The sequence below is a fragment of the Paenibacillus abyssi genome (genome assembly GCF_014640295.1).
Lineage (GTDB): Bacteria > Bacillota > Bacilli > Paenibacillales > Paenibacillaceae > Paenibacillus_D > Paenibacillus_D abyssi.
Genome location: NZ_BMGR01000008.1, coordinates 236,311 through 253,552, shown reverse-complemented (window position 1 = coordinate 253,552; position 17,242 = coordinate 236,311). Strand labels below are relative to the sequence as shown.

Annotated in this window: 24 protein-coding genes; 2 read left to right on the top strand and 22 right to left on the bottom strand. The window is 50.4% G+C overall.

The genetic code is table 11. The annotated features are described in order from the left end of the window. Positions 1 to 32: 32 nt before the first annotated feature. The 18 genes from gatA to IEW11_RS13755 all read right to left on the bottom strand — a co-directional run bounded on the left by gatA (position 33) and on the right by IEW11_RS13755 (position 11,835). Entirely contained in the window at positions 33 to 1,493 is a 1,461-nt protein-coding gene (gatA, locus tag IEW11_RS13840; RefSeq protein WP_188531636.1) for an Asp-tRNA(Asn)/Glu-tRNA(Gln) amidotransferase subunit GatA, read from the bottom strand. A gap of 30 nt (positions 1,494 to 1,523) precedes the next feature. Next, a complete protein-coding gene (gatC, locus tag IEW11_RS13835; protein ID WP_188531635.1) occupies positions 1,524 to 1,811 on the bottom strand; it encodes an Asp-tRNA(Asn)/Glu-tRNA(Gln) amidotransferase subunit GatC in 288 nt (95 codons plus the stop codon). 150 nt (positions 1,812 to 1,961) lie between these two features. After that, positions 1,962 to 2,342, bottom strand: coding sequence for an ATPase (locus IEW11_RS13830; RefSeq protein ID WP_188531634.1), 381 nt, complete (start codon positions 2,340 to 2,342; stop codon positions 1,962 to 1,964). A gap of 105 nt (positions 2,343 to 2,447) precedes the next feature. Beyond that, positions 2,448 to 3,230, bottom strand: coding sequence for an ABC transporter permease (locus IEW11_RS13825; RefSeq protein ID WP_188531633.1), 783 nt, complete (start codon positions 3,228 to 3,230; stop codon positions 2,448 to 2,450). Beyond that, positions 3,227 to 4,147 carry an ABC transporter ATP-binding protein gene (locus tag IEW11_RS13820; protein ID WP_188531632.1) on the bottom strand — a complete coding sequence of 307 codons (921 nt, stop codon included), beginning with the start codon at positions 4,145 to 4,147 and terminating at the stop codon, positions 3,227 to 3,229. Before IEW11_RS13820 ends, IEW11_RS13825 begins: the two co-directional genes overlap by 4 nt. 2 nt (positions 4,148 to 4,149) lie before the next feature. Next, a complete protein-coding gene (locus tag IEW11_RS13815) occupies positions 4,150 to 4,353 on the bottom strand; it encodes a PLD nuclease N-terminal domain-containing protein (RefSeq protein ID WP_188531631.1) in 204 nt (67 codons plus the stop codon). 31 nt (positions 4,354 to 4,384) lie between these two features. Then, entirely contained in the window at positions 4,385 to 4,591 is a 207-nt protein-coding gene (locus IEW11_RS13810; RefSeq protein WP_188531630.1) for a sigmaY antisigma factor component, read from the bottom strand. Next, entirely contained in the window at positions 4,579 to 4,971 is a 393-nt protein-coding gene (locus IEW11_RS13805) for a DUF5345 family protein (RefSeq protein WP_188531629.1), read from the bottom strand. The genes IEW11_RS13810 and IEW11_RS13805 overlap by 13 nt, the downstream gene beginning before the upstream one ends. Further along, a complete protein-coding gene (gene sigY, locus IEW11_RS13800; protein ID WP_229725275.1) occupies positions 4,934 to 5,497 on the bottom strand; it encodes an RNA polymerase sigma factor SigY in 564 nt (187 codons plus the stop codon). Before sigY ends, IEW11_RS13805 begins: the two co-directional genes overlap by 38 nt. A 224-nt stretch (positions 5,498 to 5,721) precedes the next feature. Beyond that, positions 5,722 to 6,207: a hypothetical protein gene (locus IEW11_RS13795; protein WP_188531628.1), complete on the bottom strand. Its 486-nt coding sequence runs from the start codon at positions 6,205 to 6,207 to the stop codon at positions 5,722 to 5,724. Between the two features lie 60 nt (positions 6,208 to 6,267). Beyond that, positions 6,268 to 6,693: a hypothetical protein gene (locus tag IEW11_RS13790; RefSeq protein ID WP_188531627.1), complete on the bottom strand. Its 426-nt coding sequence runs from the start codon at positions 6,691 to 6,693 to the stop codon at positions 6,268 to 6,270. Beyond that, positions 6,690 to 6,836, bottom strand: coding sequence for a hypothetical protein (locus tag IEW11_RS13785; protein WP_188531626.1), 147 nt, complete (start codon positions 6,834 to 6,836; stop codon positions 6,690 to 6,692). The genes IEW11_RS13790 and IEW11_RS13785 overlap by 4 nt, the downstream gene beginning before the upstream one ends. A 27-nt stretch (positions 6,837 to 6,863) precedes the next feature. Continuing rightward, positions 6,864 to 7,016 (bottom strand): hypothetical protein, encoded by a 153-nt coding sequence (locus tag IEW11_RS13780; protein WP_188531625.1) that lies wholly within the window; start codon positions 7,014 to 7,016, stop codon positions 6,864 to 6,866. 28 nt (positions 7,017 to 7,044) lie between these two features. Continuing rightward, on the bottom strand, positions 7,045 to 7,941 hold the full coding sequence (locus IEW11_RS13775) for a hypothetical protein (protein WP_188531624.1): 897 nt from the start codon (positions 7,939 to 7,941) through the stop codon (positions 7,045 to 7,047). A gap of 19 nt (positions 7,942 to 7,960) precedes the next feature. Further along, positions 7,961 to 8,905, bottom strand: coding sequence for a type II secretion system F family protein (locus IEW11_RS13770; RefSeq protein WP_188531623.1), 945 nt, complete (start codon positions 8,903 to 8,905; stop codon positions 7,961 to 7,963). Further along, positions 8,892 to 10,265 carry an ATPase, T2SS/T4P/T4SS family gene (locus tag IEW11_RS13765; RefSeq protein ID WP_229725273.1) on the bottom strand — a complete coding sequence of 458 codons (1,374 nt, stop codon included), beginning with the start codon at positions 10,263 to 10,265 and terminating at the stop codon, positions 8,892 to 8,894. The genes IEW11_RS13770 and IEW11_RS13765 overlap by 14 nt, the downstream gene beginning before the upstream one ends. Continuing rightward, positions 10,262 to 11,107 (bottom strand): P-loop NTPase family protein, encoded by an 846-nt coding sequence (locus IEW11_RS13760; RefSeq protein ID WP_188531621.1) that lies wholly within the window; start codon positions 11,105 to 11,107, stop codon positions 10,262 to 10,264. Before IEW11_RS13760 ends, IEW11_RS13765 begins: the two co-directional genes overlap by 4 nt. Continuing rightward, entirely contained in the window at positions 11,104 to 11,835 is a 732-nt protein-coding gene (locus IEW11_RS13755; RefSeq protein WP_188531620.1) for an SAF domain-containing protein, read from the bottom strand. Before IEW11_RS13755 ends, IEW11_RS13760 begins: the two co-directional genes overlap by 4 nt. 359 nt (positions 11,836 to 12,194) lie before the next feature. On the opposite strand from IEW11_RS13755, the gene IEW11_RS13750 reads away from it, so the two are divergent. After that, positions 12,195 to 12,809: a hypothetical protein gene (locus IEW11_RS13750; RefSeq protein WP_188531619.1), complete on the top strand. Its 615-nt coding sequence runs from the start codon at positions 12,195 to 12,197 to the stop codon at positions 12,807 to 12,809. A 144-nt stretch (positions 12,810 to 12,953) separates the two neighbouring features. Here the strand turns inward: IEW11_RS13750 and IEW11_RS13745 are convergent, their stop codons facing one another. The 4 genes from IEW11_RS13745 to IEW11_RS13730 form a co-directional block, all read right to left on the bottom strand. Beyond that, positions 12,954 to 13,304 carry a type II toxin-antitoxin system PemK/MazF family toxin gene (locus tag IEW11_RS13745; protein ID WP_188531618.1) on the bottom strand — a complete coding sequence of 117 codons (351 nt, stop codon included), beginning with the start codon at positions 13,302 to 13,304 and terminating at the stop codon, positions 12,954 to 12,956. 3 nt (positions 13,305 to 13,307) lie between these two features. Continuing rightward, positions 13,308 to 13,589: a CopG family ribbon-helix-helix protein gene (locus tag IEW11_RS13740; protein ID WP_308422738.1), complete on the bottom strand. Its 282-nt coding sequence runs from the start codon at positions 13,587 to 13,589 to the stop codon at positions 13,308 to 13,310. Between the two features lie 213 nt (positions 13,590 to 13,802). Further along, positions 13,803 to 14,990: an alanine racemase gene (gene alr / locus IEW11_RS13735; protein ID WP_188531616.1), complete on the bottom strand. Its 1,188-nt coding sequence runs from the start codon at positions 14,988 to 14,990 to the stop codon at positions 13,803 to 13,805. Positions 14,991 to 15,085: 95 nt separating this feature from the next. Then, the gene (locus IEW11_RS13730; protein ID WP_188531615.1) at positions 15,086 to 16,222 is read right to left on the bottom strand and encodes an outer membrane lipoprotein-sorting protein; all 1,137 of its coding nucleotides are present in this window, start codon (positions 16,220 to 16,222) and stop codon (positions 15,086 to 15,088) included. A gap of 335 nt (positions 16,223 to 16,557) precedes the next feature. On the opposite strand from IEW11_RS13730, the gene IEW11_RS13725 reads away from it, so the two are divergent. Next, the gene (locus IEW11_RS13725; protein WP_188531614.1) at positions 16,558 to 17,172 is read left to right on the top strand and encodes a YqaA family protein; all 615 of its coding nucleotides are present in this window, start codon (positions 16,558 to 16,560) and stop codon (positions 17,170 to 17,172) included. Positions 17,173 to 17,242 lie beyond the last annotated feature (70 nt).

Genomic DNA, 17,242 nt, shown 5'->3' with positions numbered 1-17,242 from the left:
GGTTCCTCCTGCTTCCTGGGATTCCGGCAGCCTTACAGCTGCGGACGCAGTTTGTGGTGCTCGGTGCTTTGTTCAAAGGCAAACGCCGCGCGCAGCACAGTCGTTTCGTCAAACGCTTTGCCGATAATTTGCAAGCCCACCGGCAGGCCGTCCGCCATGCCGCAAGGCACGCTGATCGCAGGCACGCCCGCCAAGCTGACAGGTATCGTACAAATATCATTTAAATACATCGTTAAAGGATCGCCGACCTGTTCGCCGATTTTGAACGCCGTCGTCGGTGCCGTTGGCCCCATGATAACGTCGAATTTCTCGAATACATTGTCAAAATCCTGTTTAATCAATGTCCGGACCTTCTGCGCCTTCAGGTAATACGCATCGTAGTAGCCTGAGCTAAGCGCATACGTGCCAAGCATGATCCGGCGTTTAACTTCCGGACCGAAGCCTTGGCTGCGCGATTTGCGGTACATATCGATCAAGTTATCCGGGTTGTCCGCACGCACACCATAACGCACGCCGTCAAAACGCGCCAAGTTGGAGGATGCTTCAGACGATGCCAACAGATAATAGGCTGCAATCGCATATTCCGTATGTGGAAGCGACACTTCCTCCCACGTTGCGCCGAGGTTCTCGTATACTTTCAGTGCTCCAAGCACCGCTTCTTTGACCTTCGGATCAATGCCTAGTCCGAGATATTCCTTCGGCACACCGATCCGCATTCCTTTCACATCGCCGCTCAATGCGCTGATATAATCAGGGATGTTCACTTTCGCAGAGGTGGAATCCGATGCATCATAACCTGCAATCGCCTGCAGCACATAAGCGGAATCCTCTACATTTTTCGTAATGGGGCCGATTTGATCCAATGACGACGCAAAGGCAACCAGTCCAAAGCGCGACACAAGGCCGTAGGTTGGCTTCAATCCGACAACACCGCAATAGGATGCAGGCTGACGAATCGAGCCTCCGGTATCGGAGCCGAGCGAGAAGTAGACTTGTCCTGCCGCTACGGCAGCGGCCGAACCACCGCTGGAACCGCCCGGCACATACTCTGTGTTCCACGGATTGCGGGTCGGGTAATAGCTGGAATTCTCATTCGAGCCGCCCATGGCGAACTCGTCCATATTCAGCTTCCCGATCGTGATCGATTGCGCGGCTTTCAGCTTCTTCGTCACGGTTGCATCATAAATCGGGTTGAAATTGTGCAAAAACTGGCTTGCGCATGTCGTCAGCAAACCTTCTGTTACGATATTATCCTTAATGCCCGCCGGCAAACCAAACAGCAGACCGCGCTTCGTATCGCCGCTTTGCAGCTCTTGATCAAGCGCAGCCGCATCCTTGCGGGCTTGCTCTTCATTTAACGTAATAAACGACTTAATGCTCGGTTCCGTCTCGGTGATCCGCTTATACGACGCTTCCACCAGTTCAGTAACAGACAGCTCTTTGCTGTTCAGCTTGTTATGTACATCCTGCAGGCGCAAATCAAACGATGCCAACAGAGTTTCCTCCCTTCATCCTATCCCCTTTTATTCCAATACTGCCGGCACGCGGAATTGACCGTCTTCTTCATCCGGCGCATTCAGCATCGCTTTTTCCACGCCAACAGACTCACGCGTTGTGTCATCGCGCATCACATTCGTGATTGGCAGCACATGCGTTGTCGGCTCTACTTGCTCGGTATCGAGCTCATTAAGCTTCTCCGCATATTTAAGAATCGCGTTCAACTGCTCGGTGAACTTTCCTTTTTCTTCGTCTGACAGCTCGAGCCTTGCCAGATTGGCAACATGTTCGACGTCCTTGATCGTAATGCTCATGGATGTTTTTCCTCCTTTTCCAACCGTAAGCTCATTCTTCATATTATAGCTTAGAGAAGACATCAACTCAATAAAGGGGTAAACAAAAGAGCCGTCCCCGAGTCGTAATCGGGAATGGCTCTTGCTTCATCGCTTCGTGCCGCAGCCGGCTCAAATCCATGCTTTGAGATTAATTTGACGAATGAAATCCTCCTGGTTTTGCAGCTCAGGACTTGATTCCACTTCCTCGGCTTCGAATTCCTCACCCTTCATAATGCGCTTAAACAGCTCTTCATTATGTGTAGCAAGCGCGTAATCGATTAACGCTTCCCGGGTGGCCCGTTCCACTTCAGCATGAATCAGTACTTCCTCCAGCTCCAGATCGCCCTTGGGCACAAAGAAATTCTTGTTCGCCTTCGGTACCCGAACGATATAATCAAATGCATTATCCACGTTCCGGTCGTAAGCAATTATATAGCCATACTCTCCAACTGGGAGATTTTGTTCAAATTGATCGTTCACGATGATAACCTTTTGCCCTAACTTCCACAACGTCTCCGCCCCCTTACTCTAGCAGCTTTTAGACTCTATCACTATCCTACTAAAAAAAGATAGCGGTGTCCAATTGCTTACAAGCACAAGAGTTCATCCCGAGGTTCAATTATCCAGAGAAGGCTTGCTGCGAAGAGCCAGAACACTGATCATGATCATCAACGCGACGATCACAAATGACAGCAGGACGACCATCCACGTCTTCTCATCCCACAAGCCTGTCTGCATCGATTGTGCCGCTAACCCCGTAAGCTTACCTGGACTCCAGGCCATCGCTTTTGGAAATAGCGAGGTGGCTATGGCGAGAACGGCAGTCGCGCCCAATGCCGTAAAAGCCGCCCCGCCGGGGCTGCGCAGCAGTGCGCTGGAGGTTACCGTCAACGTTCCGACAAAGAGAAGCCAGATCATATAGATCAGCAGGCTCTTCCAGAACCCGCCGGCTCCCACATCGCCGATCAGAATGTTCGTATAATACAGGGACACGGCATAACCTGCGGTAAAAGCCACCGCCGTCAGCGACAGCATCGCCGACCACTTGGACAAGACAAATGTCGTATAAGAAACCGGTTTGACAAGGATCATCGCAGCCGTACCGCTGTTGCGCTCACCGGAAATCACCGCCATGAATGATAGGGTAATGATGAGCACTCCGAGCGTATTGTATTGCTGCAGTGTCTGTGCGAGCACTTCACTTCCCTGCGGCGTCGGAATTTCAATAACCGCACCTTCTGGCATATTGCCTGCCCCGGCCAAAATTTGCGGCAGAAAATAAGTTGTCACTGGCTGCATGGCGCCCAACAGGATGAACACGAGCGGCACCCATATCCACTTATAATTGCGCAGCATTTCCAGAAGCTCCTTACGATATAAGACAAAAAAGGTATTCATCCCGTCACCACCTTCATGAACAAATCCTCTAACGAGGTATGTCCGATCTCCAGCCTGCGCACCTTAACTTGGCTGCGTGAAAGCTCCTCAAGCAGCTCGCTCCGTGCGGTATCGATATCTGAAACAACCAGTCGCAGCCGATCCTCCGCCGATTCCTTGTCTACGATATAGGGCCTCTCCCGCAGATTCCACTCTGCTAACCAACGCTTCGACACCTCATCCGCTTCCGTCTGCAGCAGCAGCACGGGCTTCTGATGCTGCGCACGAATGTCCCCAATCGCTCCCTGAAGCGCGATTTTCCCATCCCGAACGATCAACACGTCGTCACACAGCTCCTCCGCATCATGCAGCACATGCGTGGAGAACAGCACGGTCGTCTCATGTTTTAGCTCCCGCAGCAGCTCGAGCACCTCCCGGCGCCCGACCGGATCAAGTGCAGATACCGGCTCATCAAGCGCAAGCAGCTTCGGCCGCTGTACCAGCGCTTGCGCTAGTCCAAGGCGCTGTTTCATTCCGCCGGAATACCCGGCAATTTTGCGGCGGCCCGCGCCTGCAATGCCTACGCGTTCCAGCAGCTCATCGCTTCGTTTGACTGCCGCCTTGCCCCTCAGGCCATGCAGGCGGCCGGCAAGCGTAAGAAACTCATGTCCGCTCATCCAGCCGTAAAACGACGGGATCTGCGGCAAATAACCGATGACCGAGCGAATGTCTGCGCCTGGCCGCAGTTCCTGGAATTGGATCTTCCCGGACGTCGGCGTCAGCAAGCCCGTCAGCATCCGGATCGTTGTCGTTTTACCTGCTCCATTGGGACCGAGCAGCGCCGCGCAGCGACCTTGACCGATCGCAAAGCTGATCCCATCGACCGCGCGAGTCGATCCGAAGGTTTTTGTAAGCTGCTCTACTTGTACTAAAGCCATCTCTACTCATTCCTCCTGCCCGCAACAAAGAATGCGATCGGCCCCAGCAAGTTGACAAATAAAATAATTAACACCCACATCCATTTCGGTCCGCGGGTCGATTCCGCCCGTGCGCAAGCCACCAACGCGATGATCGCCAGCAGGAATTGCAATCCTGCCAGCGGCGCTATAATTGTCCACAGCATTTCATTCGTGATTTGATCCATTGTCATTGCCTCCCAAATTCAAATCGTGTGTTTATTTACCTTTTCGCAGCCAGCGTTTCCGCACGAACAGCCAATAGAAAATCAGCGGCCCAGGAAATTGGATAAGCCCCCACATTCCCCAAAACCATGGATAGCTTCCCCGCTTCCGCGCATCGATGAACAACCACGTGGACTGACTTAACAGGATAAGCACGATGAGTGCGCCTTGCCAGATCGGTATCTGTTTCAGTTCATCCATTTTTGCTTCACCCGCCTTATGGAAATCCGGGCAAGAAAGATCAGCGAACCGGCCAGCGTCGCAATCTGCACCCCTGCGAACCAGCGGATGTCATTTACCAATAACAACACGATTCCGCTGGCAGCGAAGCATCCGATCAGCCACAGCAACGTCAGGTCCCGCCATAGCTTCTTCTTGAGCGACTTTTGCTGTTCTTCAACCATTCCCAGAAACATTTTTGCCTCTGGCACAACCGGCGAATGGCGGTCATCCATGGCTGTCAGGTGCTTGCCAAATAGCTCATCGAATTCCGTCTGCGCCTTAGCCTGCTCTTCAGTTTCATGCTGCGCGCGCTCCGAAGTTTCAGATGGGTTTAACAGACGCCTCAGCTTGTTCGTCATTTCCCTGCAGCTCCTTTCGCAATTGTTTCAATCCGTTATGAATTCTCGACTTTACGGTGCCTAACGGTATATCCAGCCAATCGGCAATTTCCTCATAAGCATAGCCATAATAATATTTGAGCAAAATCGGTATTCGGATATCGTAGCCTACTCTTGCCAGCGCATCTAAGGCATCCGGCCAATCCTCCTGCCGCATCGCGGCTTCAAAGCGCATAGACCGCAGAGCCTGTTCCTGCTCCTGCCAGCGGCGCTCGACCCGCTGCTTTCTCATCCCGTCAAGATATAAACGCGTGCCGATCGAGATGAGCCAGGTCGAGAACTTGGACTTCCGCTGAAAAGTGGAAATATTCTCTATCGCTTTGAGCATCGTCTCCTGCACCAGATCTTCGGCGAGTGCGCGATTCATGGTCACTTTGAGCATATATTTGTATAGGAATGTATAATTGTGCTGCAGCAAGCAGGCCAATGACTCCGGATCGTTCCGCACTGCCTTGGCAATCCATTGCTCTTCCAGATTCACGTCCACGCTGTCCCCCTTATTTCTTCAATACCAAGCGATAACGGCAGATACCACTACTAGCATGCAACAAATGATGTCTTGTGAATCTTGAACATCCATACGACGCTTAGCTGCTCAAAAAAGTTCATCGGCAAAAAAAATATTTTTTGAATGGCTCTTAAACCCAAAAATACCTGCCGCCATACAAAGGGAGGAGCGCCCTTTGTGTGACAGCAGGTATAGTTAACACATCAACTCCGCACCAGCTCCGCCGCACCCTTGATCTCCCACTGGATCGGTTCCAATACGGAGAATGCGCGTTGATAGTCCATACGGACGATCATGACGACACTTGGCCCTTGCAGTACAACCTCATAATTGTGCTCGACCGAACGGTACAGGTAGGGAAAGGCCTCATTTCCGTTAATCACGTCAAATACAAGTACTTCGGCACTGCTGCGTAATAACGAATCGTGGAGCGGTTCCCCCCGGTCATCAAGCCGGAGATTATAGCGAAGATAAGACGCGGCCTGCTCGGCAGCTTCGGCTTCGTCTATCCGTACCTCACCTTTGGATAATAAGGCCATATCCAACTGCTGCGCTGCCGCATGCGCCGCTCGATTCACGGCATACTTGCCATGAAACAAGGTCTGAATGGCCATCTCTTCATCAAGCTGCAACGCCTGAAGCAGCATCCATATGACCAGCATAAGTGTCATAAGCAAGAGCTTGTACATAAGCCACCCCTTTGTTACCGTACCTATCCCTACCTTGCTCTCATTCATTTAGCACCTATATTAAGGCACATATTCACTCATCTTCATCCCTGTAGCACTCATCAGCGTATCAGCCGACAGCGGAGTCATCCCCACCAACCGGTCGATCTCAAATATCCGTTCATAGGGGTATCGGATTGTAAGCTGGATTCCGGTGCCTCGCAGAACGGGAGCCGCAGAGTTATCCGCTGCGGCGCCGCTGGTCGACCTTACCTCATAGAGCACAGCTTCCGGATTCATGCCAAGCGTTGCCAAGCGCTGCCTTGATTCGGATATCATCGCTTGGTCCACATAGCCGTGATCGCCGCTGGCGCCAACCTCCAGCATATAATCGACCTCCTTCTGCAGCACGGCATGCCGAACAATAAAAACATGCTTATATAACGGCGCAAACATAAACCAGCAGAGCATTGCCGCGAACAAGACAAACACGAGCAGCGACTTCATGGATCAATCCCCCGTATCATTTCGCTCATCGCTTTGCCCCCACGCCGTATTTCCCGCTCCGTTCCCTGCTCACCTTCAATAATGGAAACGTATAGAATGACTGCCGCCGTTAGCATGAGCACGGATATCAGGATGGAACGCATAGCCAACCTCCTTCATTCCATCTTTCTTTATTGGGGATTCATTGCTCCGATTCGATTATTGGCGGCATTGCCTTGTGTTTGAATCTGGGCCTGCGTCCCGGTGCCGTTTTGGGTAACGATAGCATTGAATAACAGGACAACTACAACGAGCATCATAACCGTCATCAAAATATTCCGCATATACAAACTCACCTCCCGGATCGGATTTTTAGGGATTCAGAGACTGGAACAATTTTTGCCCTTCTTGAACCCAAGGGTAAATAAAGATCTGGAACATATACAAGATCGGAACGCCTGCCAGTATAAACAGGACATAAGAAGCCGATTCCTTCCGGCTCTCCTTCGCCAAATCGATCTTTTCCTTGTAATCCTGGATTCGCTCGCGCAGCAGCCGGTAATATTCCTCGCTCTCGTGCAAACGTAAGGAGGTAATCGTCTCGACAAAGCTCAGGCCCTCCTCCGTGCCGATTCGCTGCTTGAAACGGCGCAGCGCCCCATCCGCATCGTGATACCATTCGCCGAGCAATCGTTGGAGATCGCCTCGCAGCGCTCTCGTATAGGGCAGGCAGCGCATTAATTTGGCGTGAATATTAAGCGACGATCCTGATAAATAAAGCAGTTGATTGCTGATAATATAAATTTCCTTGATCATCCGCTGGGTTCTCATGTTTTTCAAAGCCTCCAGCCATGGCCCGTCCCAGAATACGATAGCAGCGCCCAATCCGATAAGGGTATAACAGACCGTGGAGTATGCCGCAATCTCGGAAGCTAAACGTGAGAGAAAATATAACCCCGCTGCTGCACAAGGCAGCACGGCAAGCAGGATTGTTCTTGCCAACACATATATGGCGGGATCACCGGTGAAGCCGATCCCTGTCAACAGCGCTTCCCGCTCTGTGAAAGATGCCTTGGCCCGGTTCATTCCTAACAAATGAAGCAGCCTGTCAGGCACCAGCCTTTTTTGCCAATGGGTACTGACGACATGCATCCAGCGCGGCTTCCTGATCAACAGCGCACGCAGCAGCGCAGCTGCACAAATGAATCCGAATATGTATTGTCCCGCCATGGCTGCCCAGAAAACGATCCGGCTCACTTCAGCATGCATGAACGAAGCAGCTCCTTCTTCACATTTTTTTCCGGGACAAATACAGCCCCATAACAAAGGAAACGAAAATCAATACCACAGCATTCAGCAGCATATCCCTGCCCCGGGGATCAATCAGATAATAATAATAAGCATGCTCGGGGTTATAGCGGACATTGATGCCGATGAATAACGCCAGGAACAGAATCGGAGAGAAGTTGGCAATTCGAATCTCAAGCAAGCGGTTCCTCTCCTGCTGATTGGCTCTGCGCGCTTTGCGCATGTCGGTAATGAGATCCTTCAAATTGTCCTCCACCGAATTACCCTCCGTTAATGCAACCCGCAAAATCTGAACGAAGTAATCTCCCCAGACATGGCCAACCGATGCGGAGAAAATGCGCAAGCTGCTCTCATCGTCACCCCGGACAGACAAATTACGATACAATTGTTCGAATACGGTTTGGATCGGGCCAAGCAGCCGCCTCTCTTCCACCGTTCGTTGTAATGCTGTCCGCACTTGCCTGCCTCCTGTAACCAGATAACACTGGTAAAAGAGCTCCACTGCAGGCAAGAAATCCATTCTCGTCTTCAACTGCCGGTTCATTAACGCGAGCCGCAGCCACAGGTAAGGAGCGGCTCCCGACAGCGAGCTTAACAACAGCGTTCCCTTGAAGCTTTGGAACAGCAGCAGGCCTCCTGTTATTCCGGTTAGTGCGATCAAACCCGATAATAAAACAAAGCCCCCGGCATGAATCGGCCAGCGCATCGATTCCAGCAGCTCGGATAAATGTCGGTAGGGCCTTTCGTAACGTGACAGCATCAGGGTAAGGCGATTCAGCAGGCGGCCTTGGCGGCGGTACAGCAGCCTGTCCTGCTTGCGTTCCTGATCGGCAACAGCATAGATGAGCTGCTGCAAGATGATGAAGAATAAAAGAAACAATATGATGACGGTAAGCGGCAGAACAGCCGGCTCATGCCCCCGCATGAAGCCCCATCCTTTCCGCGGCAGAGCGCGTAGGCTGGTCAAGGAACAACCAATCCTGCTGCCGTTCGTCATACCGTACCCAATCGCGAATCTTTGTCTGCTCGTCCTCCCAATACATCTCCCCGATCCGGACAATGCACCGCTTATCTCCGATCTGCCGCATCTCGATGCCAATCTGGGTGACATACTCGGTAATGCGTTTCATCAGCCGGTCATGGTTCATTGCTCGTCCATCCAGCATGCACATATCGGTAATCGCCTCCGGGACGTCCTCAAGCGTATTGGCGTGTACCGTCGTCATGCTTCCCGAATGCCCCCTCGTGCAGGCGCGAACATAAATGTTCGCATCCTCATCCCGGATCTCCGCATGCACGATTCGCTGCGGCGACTGGCGCAGCGCCAGCTTAAACGCCTGCGCTGAGCAATGCTGCCGATCTTCCTCATCGGCTTCATATTCAATCAGGTTTTTTCGCGGAAAATCCCGGCGCAGCATCATTTCCAGCCGATTCTCGATCGTGATGATTCGCTCATCATCCGGAAGCTCAGCAAGGAGCGCTTTGATCAGATGCGTCTTTCCCGAATTGGTCGGTCCGATGACGATGATATTGAACCGTGCCTTTAAGATCGACTGCAGAAGCTCAAGCACCTTCTCATTCATCGTTCTGATCTCCGGCTTGCATAGCAGCTTTAGATCGAAATGGCGAACCGTGTAAAATCGCATCGTTAAGGTTGGCTCCGAAGTAAATCCGAACCCCGTCATCGTCACGCGGGAGCCGTCTGACAGCATCACCTCGGCCCAGCGCTTGCGCGGATTAATCCGGTCATTATTGAACAATACCAGGTTCTGCTGGATACGCTCCACATCATGAATCGACTCAAATTCATAGGGTGAAGGGACGGCGCGGCCATCACGCACCTCAAACACCTGTGTGCCTACAACCTGGATTTCTTCAAGGCCCTCTTGGCCCAGCAGCACCAGCTCGAGCACGTTGAGTCCGATTACCTCTGCAAACAACGCTTCGGCGAGCGATTGATACGGATGATGATAGCCGGGCAGCTGATGAATCCGCTTGCGGATGAGACGGTCGGCAATGACCGCAAGCAGCTCGCTTCGCTCCTGTGGAAAGCCGAGAACCGCCCGATTCAGCCGCTCATTATACTGTCTTCGTTCCTCCTCGGTAGTACCTCTGGGCGTTGACAAAAAACCTCTGATATCCTCCGCCAGCTTGCGAAATTCACTCTGCGCCGTTTCTTCTGTCCGCCGCTCCTGCTCCAGATGCTCCGGGGCATCTATTCTTAGCTGAACGGCATAATCTGATGGGGAGAAACGCCTTTCTCCGTGATCTGCCGGATGATTCACGACCCCACCCCATTGCGGTGAGCAAGCAGCTTGCGGTACCATGGCTGCACCGAAATACCAGCCTTTCTTGTGATTACATGCTTGGTCATCAACTGATCGGAGGTTTTACGCATCGCTAATTTGCCGTGCTGGTCTTCCTTTAACCATTCCTCCAATCTTCCGCTGTCGAGCTGGGTCAGCATCGCCTCTGTCATACGTAAATCTCCAATGATAGGCAGTCCAATTTCTTTGCGAATATCTCTCAATGAAAATCCTCCATTTCTCCAAGGGGGATGTATGATAACCGCTTCATAGGCATTAGACGGAATGCCGAATAGCGGTGATACTTGGCCGATCCAACGTTGTCCGTCTTCTTGAAAACTCGACAATGCTGAGGTTGTCGTCAAAATACGGGTATCCGCCCTACGCAGCGCAGCCACAGTCGCGGCATTGTCCCAATAAGCGTTCACATCAGCAACGGACAGTCGAAATACTTGCTTTGCCGTTACAAACAGATGCTCCAACTCCTCCGGGGCAAAAAACTCCGCTTGATCCCGCATGAGATTGCCGAACAAGACATGCAGCCTCGGACAATCCGGCATGCGATAGGATGCTCTGAACAGCTTGTCGCCAGTAAGCGTGCCTGCCCTTAATTCCGGCCTCAAGCTGTCCAGCGTAACAGCGGGACGATCCACGCCGATATAACGATGCAGCTTGGCACTCTTCAGGTTCAAACAAAGAAACAGGATCGGCGCTTCGCTTTGCTCCGCGATCCGGTAAGCGGTCGCAAACGAAGCAATTGTCGTACCGATGTTTGGTGTGGTCCCTACAAATGAAATTAAGGGAGAGGTGTTCCACTTCATCGCCGCTTCTCCTCCTCGGTATCGGTTTGTACCGGATCAAAAGAAGCAGGACTAAATGCGATGACAAGCTTAACATCGCCGTTCTTGCATAAGTTATCGATCTCCAGCCACTGTTCTTCCGTCAAGTTCAGATTAATATAATCGATCATCGCGTTAGCATCTCGTCTTGAGGCGTACATCTTCTCTTTGTCTCCATTTGCGAGCGACAACAAATTCGAATTTCTCACATCATCTATTTCCTGGTTACCTGACGATTTCACCGACGCTACCCTGATAAGCTCCTCGAACAGCCGTGCCGAGCTGTTCTCCTGCCCTGAAATAAAGATCACGACCTGATCGCCTGCCCGGATTCCGTTCGACACGGATAACACATAATCCCTTGGAATCTGAAAGGTAGACTGGTCCCGCTTGGGCAGCAGCCGGTAAGGGCTGACCTTCCAGTCCAGTATCGGTTCATCCTTCCCCAGTGGTACGGATGTTTCCAGACCGATCGCATCTGACAAGCTCGTAAACATTCCCGGTTCATAGGAGGCCTGTGCGATCGTCTTCTTCGAGAGCATCTCACCTTCCAACCGCTCTCCCGATGCAACAAACCGATTCGGGACGAGGACCTCCACGGTCTCTTGAAGCTCAATGTGCTTGAGCTGCAGCGTATAGACGAAATAGACCAGCAATCCCGCCAATACAGCCGCAAAGGAACTGATGAATAAATTCCGTTTACGGTTCATAACGCCTCCTTCATCAAGCAACAAAAAAAGAACGCAGCAAGGGACGTCTCGTCCCTGGCATGCGTTCTTCGCATAACAGTTGCTTATTAATAACGGCAATATAATTGTTTAGATGACGCTATATTACCAAATGTTTCTTGAATTGTCTACAGCAAATGCGGGAATTTGTCAGAACATATCTATTTACGCATTCAGAATCAACTCTCATAGTGCAATCCGCCCAGGATATAATCATGGCTATACAAGATGATGTTGAAGATCCTTATTTTCTGCATATTCATGTTAACCAGTGCTATTTATTCCAACAAAAATGTGTATCCTACTATCTGTAGACCAATATCAATATGGAGGGTTCGCTCATGAAAAGCTCGTGGAAAAAATCCATTCTCCCTGCAGCGCTTGCCTTGACGCTCATTTCCCCTGCTGCCGCATATGCAGCTTCGACCAGCCCGTCTGCCCGCACATCGCAAGATACAATCACGACCTCATCCCAAGCTGTAGCTGGACAGGTCCGGACTTCCGATCCATCCCGGGGACACCGAATACACAAACGTCATGATGGGGCAATGATGGGCGCTAACGTTCATCATCAAACCTATATTAAGCTGCTCGTCGAAAAATACGCTCCGGAAACAATGAAAGATTGGGAGCCGGTTCTAGCCGAGTCACAGCGTCTGCACGAGGAATTAAGATCAATTAGGAGCTCCCGGACAAAAGGAATTGAGCACAAGTGGAAAGATGACGTATTCTCAAAGGAAATGAAAAAACAAAGGAAACATCACATGGAAATCTACAAACAGTTTACGGAAGCGATAAAATCAGAGGATGCCGGGAAGATCAAAGGCGCGCTTGCCGATTTACTAGTGGTCTGTAAGCAGCGAAATGGACATTTGACAAAAATACTGGAGCAATTGAAAGCAAAGCACACCACTATATCCTCCGGTTTTAAAGAAACCGATTCACAAGGCGTCTAATAAAGCAAAGGGACGTGCGGAATACATACGTCCCTTGCTTTGAATATTTTATTGGAAATGAAGAAAAGGACATCGTCTCTAGTGCAGCTGAACCGCAGTCCGGTTGTTCGCTTGAGGCAATGTCCTTATTTAATTTCTTTGCACTTAGAAATCGATCAGTCCTACGCTAATTTGAAGCGATTCGTCTACTTTTCGCATCGTCTCATCATCCAGATGGGTAATCTTGTCGGTAAGCCTTTGTTTATCGATCGTGCGGATCTGCTCAAGCAGAATAACCGAGTCCCGGTCAAATCCATGCGTTGCCGCATCGATTTCAACATGGGTTGGCAGTTTGGCCTTTTGGATCTGTGCCGTGATTGCAGCCACGATGACAGTCGGACTGAACCGGTTGCCGATATCATTCTGAATGACCAATACGGGCCGGACTCCTCCCTGCTCAGATCCGACCACTGGTGACAAATCAGCAAAAAACACATCTCCGCGTTTTACGATCAAGCCCTACACCCCGCTTACAAGACGGCCGAGCGTGTCGTCGGCCTCTTCCTCCGCTTGAAAGGCTTCCGAGGCCATATTCAAGTTGATTATCGCCATTTCCATATACCCGCGCTGCATCGATTCCCTAATCTGCCGTTTCTTACGCTCGATTAAGTACAGCTTCATGGCTTGCCGAATAAACTCACTTCGGTTTGAATTTTCCCTTTCGACAATCCCGTCCACTTCCTGCAGCAAGTAATCCGGCAAGCTAATCATGATCCTTTTGGTGTTTTGCATATTGGCCACCAACTCGCACCCCCAAAACATTTCCAGAAAGCCTATTTCCAGTATTTCGATAAAAGCTGCTGAATATACATGAACATATCTATGCGCGTGATATAACAATTATGATGTACATCATAAAGAGACATTCCATAATCTCCTTAAAAGTCTGAAATTAAGTAATTCGTGGTGCGTATAAAAAATCCTCTTTCTGAAAGAAAATAATTATTTGGAAATTTATCCCAACCCAATTGCCAAAGCATTGCTTACTGCAACGATTTTCTCTTCGCGCGTATAGACCCGGGGAACACGCGCAGCCAGCATGCAGGTCACTTCATAATTAATCGTACCCAGTTTTGCTGCTACCTCATCCACAGTAATGCACTCATCACCCTGCCGACCGATTAAGACAACTTCTTCACCGCTCTGAACAGGACCCTCGGCATTAGCGGCTGAATCGAGCGCAATCATACATTGATCCATGCAAATCGCACCACGCACAGGCACCTTATGCCCTCGGACGAGCGCTTCCGCTTTACCGGTCAACATACGGCTGAAACCATCTGCATATCCGATTGGAAGTGTGCCGATTCGCTCATTGCCGCTGGCGACATACCTGGAGCCATAACTGATTCCCCAACCCGGCGGCACATCCTTAACCATGACAACTTCCGTTTTCAACGACATTATAGGCTCTAATTCAATTCGCTGTTTGTTTACTTCGACAGACGGATACAGGCCGTACATACTGATGCCAAGCCGGAGCATGCCGCCTGCCCACTCAGGCGTATCAATTCCAGTTGCGCTATTTCCCGCATGGATAATTGATATCGGCAGTTCCTTCATCTTCACATAATCGGCAAACTTGTTAAATCTGCTGTATTGAAGCTCGGTATAGCTCTTATCCGCCTCATCGGCGCGGGCGAAATGCGTAAACAGCCCTTCAACTTCAACTCCGGGAGTGTGTACAGCCCGTTCTATAAAGGCCTCCCAATCCTCTTCCGGCAGAAGACCCAATCTGCCCATGCCGGTATCAACTTTAATATGCGTCTTCAATCGTTTTGAGGATGGAGGAAGCGCAGCAGCGGCTTCCAGCACATCCTCACGAAACAAAGCTATTGTAATTCCCAGCTCTCGCGCGATCGGAAGTCCTTCCGGCCCCACAAATCCGAGTACCAAAATCGGTGCATCGATACCCGACTTCCTGATCTGAATCGCTTCATCAAGAAACGCAACACCTAAGTAATTGATGCCGCAGCGTACAGCTTCACGGGCAATCTCGACTGCGCCGTGTCCGTAAGCATTCGCCTTCACGGATGCCATAATCGGGACGCCAGCCGGCATTACACGACGGAATGCATTAATATTGTGGCGCAGTGCATCAAACGAAATCTCCGCTCGGGTAGGTCGATAATAAGTTTCCAAGCAAGTCACCTTCTTTTCTTTCAACAACCCAATAGTATTATGTTAAACGGTTCGATAGGGGCTGTCAATGAAGGGACAGGATTACGTTACAGGTATTATTTGCCCATTTCACTCTGTACGGATTGGGCTACCTTAATCATCTCGGATTCAGGAAGCGTCGCGCTGGTCAAACGATATTCCACACCTTCGTAGGTCCAGGTAAGCGTTCGCTGCTCCTCGCCGCTCATCAAAGCAAGCGTGTGCCCAAGATCGATTGTCGTTCCGGGTATTAATGCCATTGCCTGGTCCTTCGGATGCGTTTGAATAAGCGTGTAATCGTAAGTACCCGTATAACGCATCATTACCCCTGGATTGTCACCCAGCGTAATATCGCTCATATCCTTCAGAGCAACGCCTTCAGGGAAATATTCCGGCGCCATCGTTATGAATGGCTCCTGCTCCTCTGCTTGGACGCCGCCTTCAGACGGAGCACCTGTCGTATCTTCAGCACCATCCGCATCAGCACCATCCTCTATAGGCGCGCCTTCAACCTCATCAGGCTCTACGGCGCCTTCCGAATCCTCATCCGGCATAGCGCTGGTCGGCTGTTCCTGTTCTGCAGCAGCTCCCATGTTGCGCTGCATGTCGAATGCGCCGGTCTCAAACGTTGGGCCAAATTCAAATTCGTTAAATTTCACTTCCACCATTACCGCAGCGTTGGCGTCACTGACTTGTACCTGCTGAGGCGCATAATCATCTTTGTTAAGCCAGATTTTTTGCCGCGCAAGCGAGCCATTCTGGTAGTTCGCCATCACATCGAATACGTAAGCATCCTTATCCGCTGCAAACTGTCTCGAATTGTCCAGCAAAATGCTTTGAACAAGCGTTTGATACAGATACACTTGACCTTGATTCTCCGGCCAATCGCTTTGGAAGCGGAAGCTTTTGTTGAGGCGCGGCGTCAATACGAATACGCCATCATCGTTGCGAAGCACGATCTGAGTAATATCCTTCTGCGTGTTGGTTAGTGCGATGCGATAATATTGAGGCTTCTGATACCACACCTCAACTTGATACTCTAAAGGCTGCTGACCGGTATGGAGGGTCATCGTGCCGCTGCCTTTGTAGCTCTCCATGCTGCTAACGACTTTTCCTAAATCCTTCACTACTGATTCAGCGTCCTTCGTTCCGCAACCGGCAAGAAATACCGATACGCAGACGATAATTGCCGCGACCCACTTGATGCGACGCATGAAAGATCATCCCCTCTGCACAATGTTTTAACAGGCTGATAACATGTCTATGAGGGAACTTGGACATTTATGCAGACTAGCTTGACGAGCATTTTTGCACCTGGATTCGGCGAGCTTAGCCGATCCGGCGCAACGAGTTGCTTTGCACCTGGTTCGCTTCCTTGGTCGTGCGCCTCGCGCCCGCTTTATTTCAGCGCCAAACTGTTTCATATTACCGGCCATTGCAGTTGTAACCTCATACCGGTTATTGTAAACTTTAAAAGTTAGATGAGATTTGATCTGTAATCAAAGTGATCGTTATGGCAACTAAGGGACTGCTGAAGGGAGCATGATTGATGTTTCAGAGCTTAATTGACGGATTAAAGGAATTCGGTGAATGGGGTTTATTTATTCACTCTTTTATCGACGCCATTATTTTTCCTGTTCCCGCTTTCTTCACTCAAGTTTCACTAAGTATGCTTAACCCTTCTGCCGCCTTGTGGCTTGCAACCGTCGGTTTTGTCGCCTGCCTTTTGGGTACCCCGTTCGGATACTGGATCGGCAAAGCGCTGGGTCATTCATTATTGTATAAATTTCTTAAAAAGGAATGGGTCGATTCGGCAGAGAAGATGTTTCAAAAAAATGGAGAAACAGCGATTCTGATAGGCTCTTTCACACCTATCCCATTTAAAGTGTTTACCATTATGGCCGGCTGCCTGAACTTTTCGCTTTGGCGGCTGATCGCCTATGCAGCGATCGGCAGAGCGGTGAAATTTTACGTGATCGGCATTCTGTTTTATCTTTATGGCCGCGCAGCCGAGAACATGGTGAAAGATGTGAGTCTTTACATTTTTGCGGCTGCCATACCTCTCGTCTTGATCTTCTTGTGGGTTAGAAAAAAACAACGTGCGAAGCGAAAGGCTGTTTCCGTGATCGAAGATCCTGTTCAGGATGTAAAAGAAAACATGTAAGGGGTCAACTCAAAACCGTTAATATTGCACGTTTGCCCGGTATCTTGTATATATTGTAGGAATATCAACG

Coding starts and splice junctions, on each gene's coding strand:
- IEW11_RS13755 (WP_188531620.1), bottom strand. CDS start 11,835: ATGAACCGTAAACGGAATTTATTCATCAGTTCCTTTGCGGCTGTATTG.
- IEW11_RS13785 (WP_188531626.1), bottom strand. CDS start 6,836: ATGCGTTCCATCCTGATATCCGTGCTCATGCTAACGGCGGCAGTCATT.
- IEW11_RS13810 (WP_188531630.1), bottom strand. CDS start 4,591: ATGGATGAACTGAAACAGATACCGATCTGGCAAGGCGCACTCATCGTG.
- IEW11_RS13730 (WP_188531615.1), bottom strand. CDS start 16,222: ATGCGTCGCATCAAGTGGGTCGCGGCAATTATCGTCTGCGTATCGGTA.
- IEW11_RS13770 (WP_188531623.1), bottom strand. CDS start 8,905: ATGCGGGGGCATGAGCCGGCTGTTCTGCCGCTTACCGTCATCATATTG.
- IEW11_RS13725 (WP_188531614.1), top strand. CDS start 16,558: ATGTTTCAGAGCTTAATTGACGGATTAAAGGAATTCGGTGAATGGGGT.
- IEW11_RS13805 (WP_188531629.1), bottom strand. CDS start 4,971: ATGACGAACAAGCTGAGGCGTCTGTTAAACCCATCTGAAACTTCGGAG.
- IEW11_RS13820 (WP_188531632.1), bottom strand. CDS start 4,147: ATGGCTTTAGTACAAGTAGAGCAGCTTACAAAAACCTTCGGATCGACT.
- IEW11_RS13760 (WP_188531621.1), bottom strand. CDS start 11,107: ATGAAGTGGAACACCTCTCCCTTAATTTCATTTGTAGGGACCACACCA.
- IEW11_RS13775 (WP_188531624.1), bottom strand. CDS start 7,941: ATGCATGCTGAAGTGAGCCGGATCGTTTTCTGGGCAGCCATGGCGGGA.
- IEW11_RS13750 (WP_188531619.1), top strand. CDS start 12,195: ATGAAAAGCTCGTGGAAAAAATCCATTCTCCCTGCAGCGCTTGCCTTG.
- IEW11_RS13815 (WP_188531631.1), bottom strand. CDS start 4,353: ATGGATCAAATCACGAATGAAATGCTGTGGACAATTATAGCGCCGCTG.
- gatC (WP_188531635.1), bottom strand. CDS start 1,811: ATGAGCATTACGATCAAGGACGTCGAACATGTTGCCAATCTGGCAAGG.
- IEW11_RS13825 (WP_188531633.1), bottom strand. CDS start 3,230: ATGAATACCTTTTTTGTCTTATATCGTAAGGAGCTTCTGGAAATGCTG.
- IEW11_RS13795 (WP_188531628.1), bottom strand. CDS start 6,207: ATGTACAAGCTCTTGCTTATGACACTTATGCTGGTCATATGGATGCTG.
- IEW11_RS13790 (WP_188531627.1), bottom strand. CDS start 6,693: ATGAAGTCGCTGCTCGTGTTTGTCTTGTTCGCGGCAATGCTCTGCTGG.
- IEW11_RS13780 (WP_188531625.1), bottom strand. CDS start 7,016: ATGCGGAATATTTTGATGACGGTTATGATGCTCGTTGTAGTTGTCCTG.